The organism is Bradyrhizobium sp. 142, from assembly GCF_023074015.1.
GTDB lineage: Bacteria > Pseudomonadota > Alphaproteobacteria > Rhizobiales > Xanthobacteraceae > Bradyrhizobium.
This window is the reverse complement of record NZ_JADPKQ010000438.1, coordinates 15,334-28,292: the sequence shown is the minus strand read 5'-3', so window position 1 is coordinate 28,292 and position 12,959 is coordinate 15,334. Positions and strand designations below refer to the sequence as shown.

General features: G+C 65.0%; 15 protein-coding genes and 1 pseudogene. 6 read left to right on the top strand and 10 right to left on the bottom strand.

What is annotated here, in order from left to right; translation table 11 throughout:
* Positions 1-607: 607 nt before the first annotated feature.
* The 4 genes from tsaA to IVA82_RS40430 form a co-directional block, all read right to left on the bottom strand.
* A complete protein-coding gene (gene tsaA, locus IVA82_RS40445; protein WP_247382073.1) occupies positions 608-1,099 on the bottom strand; it encodes a tRNA (N6-threonylcarbamoyladenosine(37)-N6)-methyltransferase TrmO in 492 nt (163 codons plus the stop codon).
* A gap of 31 nt (positions 1,100-1,130) precedes the next feature.
* Positions 1,131-1,481 carry an AzlD domain-containing protein gene (locus tag IVA82_RS40440; RefSeq protein WP_247382070.1) on the bottom strand — a complete coding sequence of 117 codons (351 nt, stop codon included), beginning with the start codon at positions 1,479-1,481 and terminating at the stop codon, positions 1,131-1,133.
* On the bottom strand, positions 1,478-2,218 hold the full coding sequence (locus tag IVA82_RS40435; protein ID WP_247382068.1) for an AzlC family ABC transporter permease: 741 nt from the start codon (positions 2,216-2,218) through the stop codon (positions 1,478-1,480). Before IVA82_RS40435 ends, IVA82_RS40440 begins: the two co-directional genes overlap by 4 nt.
* A gap of 168 nt (positions 2,219-2,386) precedes the next feature.
* The gene (locus tag IVA82_RS40430; protein WP_247382065.1) at positions 2,387-3,409 is read right to left on the bottom strand and encodes a lytic transglycosylase domain-containing protein; all 1,023 of its coding nucleotides are present in this window, start codon (positions 3,407-3,409) and stop codon (positions 2,387-2,389) included.
* Positions 3,410-3,446: 37 nt separating this feature from the next.
* On the opposite strand from IVA82_RS40430, the gene IVA82_RS40425 reads away from it, so the two are divergent.
* Positions 3,447-4,481 carry a TRAP transporter substrate-binding protein gene (locus IVA82_RS40425; RefSeq protein ID WP_247382063.1) on the top strand — a complete coding sequence of 345 codons (1,035 nt, stop codon included), beginning with the start codon at positions 3,447-3,449 and terminating at the stop codon, positions 4,479-4,481.
* Positions 4,482-4,503: 22 nt separating this feature from the next.
* On the opposite strand, the gene IVA82_RS40420 is transcribed toward IVA82_RS40425, so the two are convergent.
* The 4 genes from IVA82_RS40420 to IVA82_RS40405 form a co-directional block, all read right to left on the bottom strand.
* Complete coding sequence (locus IVA82_RS40420; RefSeq protein ID WP_247382061.1) at positions 4,504-4,704, bottom strand: hypothetical protein; 201 nt, start codon at positions 4,702-4,704, stop codon at positions 4,504-4,506.
* Positions 4,705-4,742: 38 nt separating this feature from the next.
* Positions 4,743-4,985: a hypothetical protein gene (locus IVA82_RS40415; protein WP_247382059.1), complete on the bottom strand. Its 243-nt coding sequence runs from the start codon at positions 4,983-4,985 to the stop codon at positions 4,743-4,745.
* A 125-nt stretch (positions 4,986-5,110) separates the two neighbouring features.
* Complete coding sequence (locus IVA82_RS40410; protein ID WP_247382057.1) at positions 5,111-5,389, bottom strand: type VI secretion protein; 279 nt, start codon at positions 5,387-5,389, stop codon at positions 5,111-5,113.
* Positions 5,390-5,496: 107 nt separating this feature from the next.
* Entirely contained in the window at positions 5,497-5,694 is a 198-nt protein-coding gene (locus IVA82_RS40405) for a hypothetical protein (protein WP_247382054.1), read from the bottom strand.
* A 323-nt stretch (positions 5,695-6,017) separates the two neighbouring features.
* Between IVA82_RS40405 and IVA82_RS40400 the strand changes: the two genes are divergently transcribed.
* The gene (locus tag IVA82_RS40400) at positions 6,018-6,656 is read left to right on the top strand and encodes an HAD family hydrolase (RefSeq protein WP_247382052.1); all 639 of its coding nucleotides are present in this window, start codon (positions 6,018-6,020) and stop codon (positions 6,654-6,656) included.
* Positions 6,657-6,659: 3 nt separating this feature from the next.
* On the opposite strand, the pseudogene IVA82_RS40395 reads toward IVA82_RS40400, so the two are convergent.
* Both IVA82_RS40395 and IVA82_RS40390 read right to left on the bottom strand, forming a co-directional pair.
* Positions 6,660-7,515, bottom strand: a pseudogene (locus tag IVA82_RS40395) (phenylacetaldoxime dehydratase family protein).
* Between the two features lie 20 nt (positions 7,516-7,535).
* Positions 7,536-8,552, bottom strand: coding sequence for a carbon-nitrogen hydrolase family protein (locus tag IVA82_RS40390; RefSeq protein ID WP_247382050.1), 1,017 nt, complete (start codon positions 8,550-8,552; stop codon positions 7,536-7,538).
* A gap of 210 nt (positions 8,553-8,762) precedes the next feature.
* Between IVA82_RS40390 and IVA82_RS40385 the strand changes: the two genes are divergently transcribed.
* From IVA82_RS40385 to IVA82_RS40370, 4 genes are all read left to right on the top strand, one after another.
* On the top strand, positions 8,763-9,719 hold the full coding sequence (locus IVA82_RS40385) for a helix-turn-helix domain-containing protein (RefSeq protein WP_247382048.1): 957 nt from the start codon (positions 8,763-8,765) through the stop codon (positions 9,717-9,719).
* A 119-nt stretch (positions 9,720-9,838) separates the two neighbouring features.
* Entirely contained in the window at positions 9,839-10,075 is a 237-nt protein-coding gene (locus tag IVA82_RS40380; RefSeq protein WP_247382045.1) for a hypothetical protein, read from the top strand.
* Positions 10,076-10,192: 117 nt separating this feature from the next.
* Complete coding sequence (locus IVA82_RS40375) at positions 10,193-11,218, top strand: aldo/keto reductase (protein ID WP_247382042.1); 1,026 nt, start codon at positions 10,193-10,195, stop codon at positions 11,216-11,218.
* 201 nt (positions 11,219-11,419) lie between these two features.
* Entirely contained in the window at positions 11,420-12,841 is a 1,422-nt protein-coding gene (locus IVA82_RS40370; RefSeq protein ID WP_247382076.1) for an MFS transporter, read from the top strand.
* The last annotated feature ends 118 nt before the right edge of the window (positions 12,842-12,959 follow it).

Below are 12,959 nucleotides of genomic sequence, written 5' to 3'. Positions count from 1 at the left end.
ATTCGGGTCGTGCTTTGCTGGTCCGCATTCCCCTTGGTCGCGGCCCTTCGCTCCACCAGCTCCTTTCGCAGATCGCTCTGCCTCGTTCGCCGGCTTCGCACTGTGGCCACGTCCGACTTCCCGCGTTCGTTCGTCATCGGCTTCGGCTCCTCGCCTTCCCGATGCGGACCGAAGGCGCATGCCGCCTGCGGTCGAACGCGGGACCTCCCAGGTTCCGGCGCGGTCCCTTACTGCGTGATGGGGTCTTCGACCACGGCAGAGCGTCAGCCCCTCGCATAACGGGACCGCACATGTTGCCTTCGACGTTGCTTACCGCCTCGGCCTCTGCGAGTTTCTGTCTTTCGCGGCTCAATAGCCACCCCACAGCATCGTTGTGTACGCTTCGCTGCCGCCGTCGCCGACGACACCGCAACACTCACTACCGGGCGCCCGCTATGGCTTACCCGGACCGGACTTCCACCGGTTGGACCGCGCCAGCTTGCCTGGCGCACAAGCAATCCAGACTGCTCCCGCAGAGGCAGTCTGGATTGCTTCGTCGCATCAGCGAAATTGCTACGCAATTTTGTCGCGAGCTCCTAGCAATGACGTGGCTGGAGCGGAGCGCCCCTCACTCCGTCTGAAAATCCCCGGCCTGCGGCTGCGCCAGCGGCGTGAACTCGCAGCGATCGGGCTTGAGGTCGATCAGCGGCGTGTTGTCGATGCAGTCGAGGCCACGCACCAGGATCGCATTGCCCTCGATGCCGACCAGCTTGACGATCGAGGTGCCGATCGGATTGGGCCGCACCGGCGAACGCAGCGAAAAGGTGCCGCGGGTTTTCTCGTTGTTCTTCGGGCTCTGCAAGACGATGTCGCGGCGCGACTTGTCGAGCCAGTAGATCACTTCGAGATTGCTGTAGAAGTCGACGCCCTTGATCGCCGGCACGAACGGCTCGAAGATCTCGAGCCGGCAGATAGGGCCGTCGTGACGGCCTTGCCGCGGCGTCTCCAGTCGAGACGTCCAGGGCGTGCGGATGCGGCCGATGAAGACCAGCCCGGCATCCTGCGTCGGCGGCAGCTCGATGGCGACCTCGCCGTCGCGGAGCTCGTTTTGGCGAACCATATTTCCAGTTCCTTGCTATTCGGAAGCGGTTTTAGCCCAACCACCACTTGCCGGCCAGCATGAAGACCTCGCCGGCGACGACGCCGGCAAAGATCGAGCGGCGCGTCAGCAGGAACACGACGAGGCCAGCGGCCACCGCGCCATAGCGCAGCACGTCCGGCACGCTGGCGAGCGCGCCCGGCGGCTCGACCACGATCTGGGCGATGACGCCGGCCAGGATCGCAGTCGCAACCGCCCTCACCCAGACCAGCAGTTCGGAGCCTTCATCGATGCCGCCGCCGAACCACAGGCCCAGCATGCGCCATATCTGGTTGGGAACGACGCCGGCAACGAACAGCACCGCGAGCGCATGCCAGTCGCCAATGAGCTGCGCGAAGCTCATGCGCGCACCTCGCGCCACCAGTGCACGCCATAGGCGACGGTGCCGGCCACGAGGCCACTGACGAGGATATCAAGGCCGGAGTTCATCTTCGCCGCCACTGGATAGAGCACGATCCCCAGCACGAGGGCGACGACATCGGCAATCTCGCGGCTGTTGCGCGCTGTCGAGAACAGGAATGAGAGCGGCGTCAGCAGCAGGATCGCTGCGCCAAGCGCCTGCGTCAGGTTCGCGGCGAGGAAATAGCCGACCGTGTTGGCGGTGAGGCACACCGTCACCAGACCGCAGCCGAGCCCGTGGACGAAGGCGATCCGCCGTTCGCGCGGCACCTGCGGCAGAAAGCGGTGGCACTCGACCCACAGCGTTACGGCAGTGAGATGCGCAGCAAACACCAACTCGCGCCGTTTTGTCGTTGGCGTGCGCATCAGCGGCAAGACCGACACCACCATCGGAAACAGGCGGATGGCACTGACGGTCACCGCGATTGCCGACTGAATGATGGTGGCCCCCGAGCCAAGCGTGGTGATCAAAATGATCTGCGCCGGTCCCGCCCACACGAACAGCGTCGAGGCAAGCGCCCAGGCCAGGCTGAAATGCGTGTCATGCGCCAGCGCGCCGATACCGAGATAGGTCACGAACAGGACGACAGTGAGGATCGTCTGCGTGATCGAGCGCAGCCCCCACGCAAAAGCGCGCCAGGAACTTTGCCATTGAGGGGAGTCGAGCGGAGGGAGCGCCACGGGAAGTCTTGGCCGGGTGAGGAATCGTGCCCGCATAACGGGCACTGCCGCGGCTTCCGTCAAGGAAATGCGCGGCGGGGCTGGCATGCAGCGCCACCGCATCCACCGTCATTCCGGGGCGCGCCCCTCTTAGGCGCACCCCGGAATGACAAGAGGTGACAGGAGCCCCTACCCGCTCACACCCCTGTTCTTCAGCACGAAGCAGGCGCCACCAGCCTTACGGATCCGGTTGCACAGATCATCCGCCTCACTACGCGTATCGGCGCCGATGCGCACCTGATAGAAGGCGCGCGTGCCGCGGCTGCGCATCACCGACGAGAGCAGGCTCGGATCGCGGTCGCCGATCACCGCGCTCAGCCGCGTGACCGCGCGGGAATACATCGCCAGCGCCCTGTTGCGGTTGAAGCCGGCCGCGAGCTGCACGCCCCAGGTCTTTGCGGCGGCGAGCTCTACATGCTGCTCGAGCTCGGCGACGAAGGGATTCGGCGCGCGCTTCAAGAGCGCCATCAGATCGCGGCAGCTCGTGGGCGGCGCGCTTGGCGGCCCGTTACCGGTGCTACCTGCCTTGGCCCAGGCCTCGACCGTCGCGCCGGTGATGGCGAGGACGTAGCTGCGGGTCTGCTCCGGCATGGGGCCGCTACCGGCAAGCCATTCCTGGACCCGGCGCGGCCCGGCATTGTAGGCGGCGGCCGCAAGGCCGAGATTGCCGAACTGGTTGCGTAGCTCGTTCAAAAACCCCGCCGACTTCGGCAGCGCCTGCACCGGATTGAAGGGATTGAGCAGCCCGCGCTCGCTCGCCGTGCCCGGCATGAACTGCGCGATCCCCTGCGCGCGGTCGCCGCTACGGGTCACCGGCCCGACGGCATCGGTCTGGAAGCGGCTCTCCTGCCAGATCACGCGGGCGAAGAATTCCAGCGGCAAATTGGCATCGCGCGCCGCAGCCTCGATGATCAGGCAGATCGATTCGCGTGTGTCGCTCTCGCGCGCATCCGCAGGCTTTTGCGGATTCGTGGCAAGCTCCTCGACGCTTGGCACCGCGACATTGGTCTCTGCCGGCGAACTGTCCGATGCGAACGCCCGCGTGACCGACAAAAGCAGCGTGGCGATGATGGCCGGTGCGATCCGTCCCGCCGGCGCGCGACCACGTCTGTGGCGCGCGCCGGCACGGCGTGCCACAAGGTGATCTGCCATGTTGTGGCATCGTGCCATCGTTCAAAGAGTTGCCAATATGCTGCCTGACCTGCTTCCTTCAATGCGTTACCCTGCCAAACGGATCCACACCATCCTTGTCCTCGCCTGGGCAGCCCTCGCGGTGATGGCCGCGCCGGCCATGGCGCAAGTCGCCACACAGGTCACCTGGCGGATGACGACCGAGTACCCGCAGAACAACATTTCCGGAATCGGGCTCACGACCTTTGCCAAGCGCGTGGCCGAGCGCACCAACGGGTTCGTGACGGTGAGCAACGCCTTCGATAACGAACTCAAGATCAGCTCGGGCGAGATGCCGCGCGCCGCCCTGGACGGCCGGATCGCCGGTGGCGACGCCTTTGCAGGCGCGCTGTCCGGCCTCGACCCGGTGCTCGGCTTGTCGACCCTGCCCTTCCTGGTGCAATCGGTCGACGTCGCCCGCGACGCCAATCTGCGGGCACGCCCGCTCTACGAGAAGGCGATGGCGGCGCGCGGCCTCAAACTGCTTTATGTGACGATCTGGCCCGCCACAGGCCTCTGGTCCGACCATCAGCTCGAAGGCGACGGCGACCTGCCGAAGCTGAACTTGCGGGCTTATGACGCCAACTCCAGCGACGCCATGCGCGCGGCCGGCGCAAATGCGCAGTTTCTGCCGATGGACGCGGCGCTCGCCGGGCTCAGGGAGCACCGGTTGAATGCGGTCCTCACTTCTGGCGACGGAGGCGCGGGACGCAAGCTCTGGGCCCTTTTGCCGCATTTCACGGCGATCAATTACGCGATGCCGGCCTCGATCGCCTTCGTCCGCAACGACGCGTTTGCGGAGCTGTCCGAGCCGGTGCAACGCGAGGTTCTGGCGGCGGCGGCCGAGACCGAGCAAAGCCAGTTCGCACTGCTCGCCCATCGCACCTCCGAAAACTATGCGCGCATGCGCGACAACGGAGTCCGCATCGCCGAGCCCGCGCCGGCGTCGCTCGTCGCCGCGCTCCGGAAGGCGGCGACGGCCACGGTCACCGCGTGGCAGACGCAGGCCGGCGCGGATGCCGCTGCGATCGTCGAATGGACCAAGCAGCAATGAAGGCCACGGCGGTGGCGCTGCCTTAGATTTTGACCGGAACCAGGCTTTCACCGCTGATGGCGCGATCGAGCGCGTCGATCAGCGCCTGAAATTCGACGAACTTGTTGCGCGCTCGCTCGGCCGTGTCGCGCTCAAAAGGGGCCGCCAGAACTTTCGCATGCGCGTCTCGGTCCTCGATCATGCGATCGCGGGCTTTCTTCAGTGTCTCAAGTCGCTCGCTCATATAGGCTCCTCGGCATATATATCTTTCCGGTCAAGGTCTCAGTCGAAGCCCGCCGGAAGCTCGCCCTTCCGGAATAACACCGTAGGCTCATCGTCATAGTCCCCCATTTCGGGATCGCCGCTGGACGAGAACGCAACGACGCCGAGCTTGCTCAATGCCAGTCGCTCCGCGGTTCGCAGCGCGCCGCTTTCCGACTTGCAGACGATCGGAGAGTCGGCCTTCAGATTTCCGCCCTTGCCGGCATTGAATGCCTGCACTACGTAAGTTGTTTCGCGGGCCATGACGTTCCTCATTGTCCATCGCGACAACACATAGCTGCAAAGTATGAGCTTGCGAGCGGCAGTTGCGCGTGGCGACGCCCGTTGGCCGCCTGCCCTCAGGCTCCGCACCCGGTTTGTTAAAGATCTCAACAACCGCGACAGATATTCTTCAGCTTCGCCGCGGTTAGAGCCTCTTCCGCAACGAACGGGTCTTTGTATGGAGCAGCCCGGGATACGTCGCTCCCTACAGCGGAGGGCTTCTTAACTTTCGGAGGGAACGCGGCGTCATAACAGGCCAGCCGCCCGCTGGTGTTTTCGATCGCGCGGCAATCGGATTCGCTGGCGATCGCGCCTTGCGCAAACGTGCCGAGGACCAATGTGACAAGAAGCGTTTTCATGCGGACGCGGTTCCGGGCGGCAATCATGTCGAAGGTCCTGTGATGTCTGCCGATGCGCGCCGATCGCTACGCCGGCCGGCTTCTTCTGCGGATGGGATACCGACGCAGCCATTTGACGAGCAGCTGGCGTCTCTTCAATCTTCGAATTGATCGAACTCGTCAGGCAGCAGAAGTCGGCCCTGCGGCGTGCATATGCGTACGTCGAGATAGCCTTCCTGCAGCAGCTCTCTCGCCTTCTTCAAGGCGGCAGCGGTCGTGGCACGGCTAAGGCTGACGCGGCCGCCTTCATGATCCCCGCTGACCAGGTATTGCAGTTGCGGCGTCTTATCCATGCAGGAAAGCCGCTGCGGCCACCAGGAGCAGAAGAAATAGCGGGACCATCACCGGCGGCACGATCCAATCGGCCAGACGAAATCCAGACATGCACCCTCCTCCTCTGTCGGCGGGAGTGCTCGTGACCCTCAGTCACCGATGGAAGCCGTGGGAAGGGCGGTGATGGCGCGAGTCTACGCCTACGTTTTGCGAATAGCGAGCTTTAAAACGGCACGCGATAGCAAGGAGGAGATTCCGGTGTGGCGACCGTGCGAGTTGCCTCGGCCTGCAGCCTCGTCTAGGTCAGGCAATAGACGGCAGTATCAACGTGGGCGCGGCGACAATGATGACCATCTATTTCGATCTCGACGGCACGCTGACCAACCCGAAACCCGGGATCACGCGCTCAATTCAGTACGCGCTGGAGCGGCTCGGCGTCGCCGTGCCGAGCGAGGACGAGCTGACCTGGTGCATCGGCCCGCCGCTGCATGCCAGCCTGAAAAAGCTCACCGGATCGGACGAGCTCGCCGACCGCGCCCTGCTGCTCTATCGCGAGCGCTTCAGCGATGTCGGCCTGTTCGAGAACGAGGCCTACAGCGGAATTACAGACACGTTGTCATCACTGGCAGCGACAGGCCAGCGCATGTTCGTCGCCACCAGCAAGCCCGTGGTCTATGCCGCCCGTATCGTCGATCATTTCGGGCTGAAACCGTATTTCGAGCGCGTGTTCGGCTCCGAGCTCGACGGCACGCGCGTCGACAAGCGCGACCTGCTCCGCTACGCGCTTGATGAGGCCAAGGTCGATCCGCGCACCGCCACCATGATCGGCGACCGTAGCCATGACGTGGTCGGCGCCCGGACCAACGGCATGACCGCGATCGGAGTACTCTACGGCTATGGCAGCGAGGCGGAGCTTAAGGAGGCCGGCGCCCATCACATCTGCGCTGCGCATCCCGAACTGCTCGGCCATTGCGTCTTGTAACCCTCACGCGCTGGTGGTCTCGACCGCGGCCAGCATGCCCGTTTTCGGATGGCAGTTCAGATATTCAAAGAACTGCTCATCCGCCGCCGCCACCGTGACCTCGTGATAGAGCCGGAGTTTTGCTGAGGGCCCCAGCGTCGAGAGATATTTCATCGCCGCCCCAAAGATCTTGACGTGGGTGGGATGCGACTCCGCCCAGCGCTCCAGCGCCGCAAGGCTCTTCCACCAGCTCTGGCCGTAGGATTTTTCGGTGACGCTGCCGTCAACCGCGAGCACGCGCATATAGCGGTTGCCATAGCAACCGATGCCAAGGCCGTGGTCGCGCAGGAAATCCATGCCTTCCCGCAGCACCGGCTCGACGTCGTCGAGATAGAGTTTGCGCTCCGAGGCCTCGGTGTCGCTCCAGTCCTGTCCGGAACGGATCAGGCAGAGATTGTCGTGCGCTTTAACGCGCAGCCGCTTGCCGTCGCGGATCAGCTCGGGAAGTCCCGATCCCATCGCGTGGCTTTCCCGTCCACGCCTCGCGCGTCGGCGCAAACCAGGCATCGAAGCGCGCGATGTCGTCCCAATAGGCGACGGAGACCACGTTCTCATGGCCGACCTGATCGATGTAGCGCGCGCGGTCCCAGTGCGATGGGCCGCTTTCTTTCGCAAAGGTTCCGGCGATTTCTGCGAGCGCAGCTGTCGCGACTGTTGGCGCCGTGCCGCGGTACTGCACGCCGAAATAGGCCATCGCGACACGGCTGACCGTGGGCTTGTAGCGCGCGACGAACGACGGATATGGCGGCTGGTAATCGTCGGGCACCCGCTTGTGGCGCGAGCGCTTCATTTCCAGGTTCTGAGGAATAGCGGATTCCATGATCAGGCCTCCCTGCAGGCTCAGCTTGCCGCAGCGGCGATGTCCGCTGGCTCGACGATATCGACCGGCAGCGCAAACTGCTCGACGCGCTGGTACCGCTTCTTGTTGAGGAGGAGCCGCGTGACGTCGGGCCGCGAATAGTGCCCGGCGGGGTCCGCCGCATTCTTGGCAACACCGATCGCGCCAAGATCGATTTCGGCAATCAGCAGCCCCTCCTGGTCCGGCGCGAGCTTGTCGCCAATCTGGCTGCCGTCCGGGCCGTAGATCGCAGCGAATCCACCACCTGCATGCAGCAGCGCGTTCTTGTCGGGCCGGTCACAGAGCTCGTCGATCATGGCCTGCGACACAGTTGCGCAAGGTGCGAGCACGAAGCAGGAGCCTTCGACAGCATAGACGCGCGAGGCGGCGTTGTTTACCTCTGCGCCCAGCGCCGGCGCAAAGGGATCGTAGAGCGAAAAGCTCGGCCAGGCCGCGACGTGGACCTGCTCGTTCTGGGCATACATCGCGTATTTCGACAACGGCTGGAGATGCTCCCAGCAGCACAGCGCGCCGATGCGGCCGATGTCCGCGCGGGCGTGGACGGCAAGATCGCTGCCGTCGCCCTCGCCATAGACGGTGCGCTCGGCATGGGTCGGCCGCAGCTTGCGGCGCTTGGCGATGGTCTCACCATCCGGAGCGATCAGCCATTGCGCGAGATAGAGGCTGCCGCCGTCGCGCTCGGACAGGCCGATCACGGCGGTGAGGTTTGCCTTCCGCACCGCGTCGCGCAGCTTCCCGGCCTGCGGGCTGTCATAGGACAACGAATTGTCGAAATAGCGCTGCACAAAGCCGCGGCCGATCGCCCAGGCCGGCGAGTCCATCCAGATGTGCCAGGGGTAGCCGGGAATGAAGGCCTCCGGAAAGGCGATCAGTTTGGCGCCACGTTCCGCCGCCTCCCTGATCAGCCCGATCGACTTGTCGATCGAGGCATCTAAATCGAGCCAGGCGGGCGCCGCCTGCACCACCGCCACCTTGTATTTCGGATGTTGGATGCCCATTGCCGCCTCCTCGTGCTCCGCTGGGACAGGGTGGCTTTCCGGTTGATCACGGCACGCCCCCGATGCAGTCTATTGGGCCAGAGCCGGACGAGGTTCGCTCGACCGCCACGGCACGAAAATTCGACTGGAATGGCGGTACGGAATTTGCCTCGAGCTCTGCCGGGCCAGTGATTGCATGCGAACTTCGCGACGTGAAAGGGAGGCCAGCCCATGTCCATCCAGTTCACCACCGACGACAGCCCCGGGCACCGGCGTCTGGCCCTCTGGCAGGACATCGTTTGCGACGTCTTCGTCGGCCTGGACTGCAAATCGGACCTCGGCAGCGCCTTTCGCGGCTCGGTGACGCAGGCCACGCTCGGCAAGGCGGTGTGCTCCGAGGTCTGCTCCGACCGCCAGCACGTCTTCCGTACGCCCTCGCGCATCGCGCGCTCGGACCAGGACTTCGTCCTCGTCGCGCTTGGCAATCGCGGCGACGGCGGGGTCGTGCAGGACGGCCGCGAGACCGTGATCCATCCGGGTGAGTTCGCACTCTACGACACCACGCGGCCCTATGAGCTGAAGTTCAAGGACGCTTTCACGCAGACCATCTTCAAGGTGCCGCGCGAGATGCTGCAGCGGCGGCTCGGCCGCACCGAAGCTCTCACTGCGTTGTCATTCGGCGCCGGCGCGCCGCTCGAACGGCTTGCCTACGATTTCATCGTCAAGCTCTGCCAAAACGCGGACCAACTCGCGACGGATCACGCCGCCGCGCTGTCGGAGCAGGCCGTCGATCTCCTGGCGATGGCGCTGAGCGAACGGCTCGGCAAAACGTCGCTGCCGTCGTCGACCCATCGCTCCGCCCTGCTCTACCGGCTGAAGGCGCATATCCGTGCGCACCTTGCCGATCCTGACCTCTCGCTATCGGAGACCGCGGCTGCGCTCGGCATCTCGCCGCGCTACGTGAACGATCTTCTTGCCGACGAGGATACCTCGTTCCAGCGCTGCGTTCTGGCCGAACGTCTCGCCCAATGCAGGCGCGACCTCGCCACGCCCATGCTCGCCCACCGCCACGTCAGCGAGATCGCCTTCGCCTGGGGATTTAACGACCTCTCGCATTTCGGCCGCGTCTTCCGCGAACACTTCGGGATGTCGCCGCGCGAGTTCCGGCAGAGCCAGCTGCGGCATTGAGATCGGCCCGACGGAATAACCGCGTCGGCCGCCTCCAGCCCCAGCCTTCGATTTGGACGAAGGCAGCACTCGGGAATTCCAGATTGTCTCGTCCACCGGCGTGCATCAGGCTGGCGCGCATGAGTACCAATTCAACGACAGGCGCATCTGAGCTGTTGCTGAGTGTGATCGCGATCCGGCTCGCGGTGCTGGTGCTGGCAGGCTGGAGCCTGGCTCTGCTGCCTCGGCAGGCCCGTGACGGCAACGTCGGCTGCGTTCCCTTGCAGGCAGCAAGCATCGAGGCCCCGACTCCACCGAAGATGATCAGCTCGCACGTCGGCGATCCCATCTTCGCCGACATGCGCCTGCACGATTAGGGCCGTCCTTGAGCAAGGCCGCCATGTGCGCGCGTCATGGTACGAGGCACTGGCCTGCGCTACCAACCGGCAACAGAACCGCGTGCATCAATCAGCGGCTAGCCGAGGAGCATATCAATGGAACACCGACGCTTGGGCCGGTCGGGCCTCATGGTGCCCGCTTTGAGCCTTGGAACGGGCACTTTCGGCGGCGTCGGCCGCCTTGCTGCATGGGGTACGACCGACGCGAGCGAGGCGCGGCGCCTTCTGGATATCTGCCTCGATGCCGGCGTCTCGATGTTCGACACTGCCGACGTCTATTCGCTCGGCGAATCCGAGTGCGTTCTCGGTGAGGCCATCAAGGGCCGCCGCGACAAGGTTTTGGTCTCGACCAAGGCGACCTTTCGCTTCGGCGACGGGCCCAACGATATCGGCTCGTCCCGGCAACATTTGCTCACAGCCATTGACGCTTCGCTGAGCCGGCTCGGGACCGATTACATCGACCTGTTCCAGCTCCACGGCTTCGACGCATTCACCCCGCCCGAGGAGGTGCTTGCGACCCTCGACGTGCTCGTGCGCGCCGGCAAGATCCGATACGTCGGCGTTTCGAATTTTTCGGGCTGGCACCTGATGAAGTCGCTCGCCGTCGCCGACAAGCACGGCTTTCCGCGCTATGTCGCCAATCAGACCTACTATTCGTTGATCGGGCGCGACTACGAATGGGAGCTGATGCCGCTTGGCCTCGACCAGGGGCTCGGCGCGGTGGTGTGGTCGCCGCTCGGATGGGGACGCCTCACCGGAAAAATCCGCCGCGGCCAACCCAAGCCCGAGGTCAGCCGCCTGCCCAAGACCGCGGATATCGGGCCGCCTGTGCCCGATGACCACGTCTATCGTGTCGTCGATGCGATCGATGAGATCGCCAAGGAAAATGGCAAGAGCGTCTCGCAGATTGCGTTGAACTGGTTGTTGCAGCGTCCAACGGTCTCGACACTGATTATCGGCGCGCGCAACGAGACGCAGTTGCGCGAAAATCTCGGCGCGGTCGGCTGGTCGTTGACCAAGGAGCAGATCGAAAAACTCGACGCCGCAAGCAAGGTGACGCTGCCCTACCCCTACTGGCATCAGCGCACGACCTTCACGGACCGCAATCCGCCACCGGTGTAGGTATCTCGCCTCGAAACGTTCGGCGAGCGTCCTTGCGCTGCATCAATTCGGAGCTTGCGAAAGCTATCCTGACCCATGCTTGCCGCGCCGAAAGGCCTGCCTTCCGAGTCAGGAACGGTCCGTGTCCTGCCGGGTTGCGATCAATCCTGCAATTTCCTAACCCGGAGATGAATCACGGCTCGAATCAAGCTCGCCTCCATGATGTCGGCCGCCCCGATCGAGCATGGCGACGGACTGCCGCAGCCTCAGCGCAACCAGGCGGTCCTGACCATTGCGCTCGGCATTATCATGGCGGTGGTCGACAGTGCCATCGCCAACGTGGCGCTGCCCACAATTGCGGCCGACCTCGATGCGAGCCCGGCCTTCTCGATCTGGATCGTCAACGGCTATCAGCTCGCGATCACTATCTCGCTGCTGCCGCTGGCTTCGCTCGGTGAGATCGTCGGTTATCGCCGCGTCTATCTGGCCGGGCTCGTCCTGTTTACACTCGCATCCGCGTTCTGCGCGCTGGCACATACGCTGCCGATGCTCACGATCGCGCGCATCGTGCAGGGGTTCGGCGCAGCCGGCATCATGAGCGTCAACGCGGCGCTGGTGCGCTTCACCTATCCGCGCAGCCAGCTCGGCCGCGGCATCGGGCTCAACGCGCTCGTCGTCGCATTCTCCGCCGCGATCGGACCGACGCTTGCCGCCGGCATCCTCGCGGTGGGAAGCTGGCCCTGGCTGTTCGCCATCAACGTGCCGCTCGGCGCGGCGACGCTGGTGCTGGGCCTGCGCAGCCTGCCCCACACCAAGCCCGCGGGCCGTTCCTTCGACTGGCAGAGCGCCGCGCTATCCGCGATCACCTTCGGCGTCGGTATCGCCGCGATCGACAGCGTCGGCCACGGCGAGGCGCTCGTGACCTGCCTCGTTCAATTCGCAATCGCCGTCGTCGCCGGTGCGCTGCTGATCTGGCGGGAAACCCACATCGCATCGCCGCTGCTGCCGATCGATCTCTTGCGCATCCCCGTCTTCGCGCTGTCGATTGCGACCTCGATCGCCTCGTTCTGCGGACAGATGCTCGCATTCGTCGCGATCCCCTTCTATCTGCAGAGCCGCTTCGGCTATTCGGCCGTGCACATGGGACTGCTGATCACGCCATGGCCGATCGCAGTGGCCTTCGCAGCCCCTCTCGCCGGCCGTCTGGTCGAGCATTACCCGGCCGGCCTGCTCGGCGGCATCGGGCTCACGCTGTTTGCCTGCGGCCTGGGCGCGCTCGCCTTGCTGCCTGCGGACCCGATGCCGCTCGACGTGGTCTGGCGCATGGCGCTGGCCGGCGCGGGCTTCGGTCTGTTCCAGACGCCCAACAATCGCACCATGATCGCGGCCGCCCCGCGCGAGCGCGCCGGCGGTGCCAGCGGCATGCTGGGCACGGCGCGGCTGCTCGGCCAGACCACCGGCGCGGCGCTGGTGGCGCTGTTCCTCGGCCGCTATCCACTGGAGGGAACCCGGATCGCCCTGCTCGCCGCCGTCGGCTTCGCCCTATGCGGCGCCATGCTGAGCATGTTGCGGCTGTCGCCCGCGGGCGCGCGCGGCGCCGAGCACGTCCGCGTGCAGGACGATCAGCGCCTGCGTGGAGATTAGCGGCGCGCATTGCCCAGCTTCCGGCTTGATCCACGGTTGGCGCGCACCCTGCCGCTCAGAACAGGCCACGGCTGCCGGCCGCGCCCGAAGCCGTCCGTAACAGCCCGCGCGGTCCCAA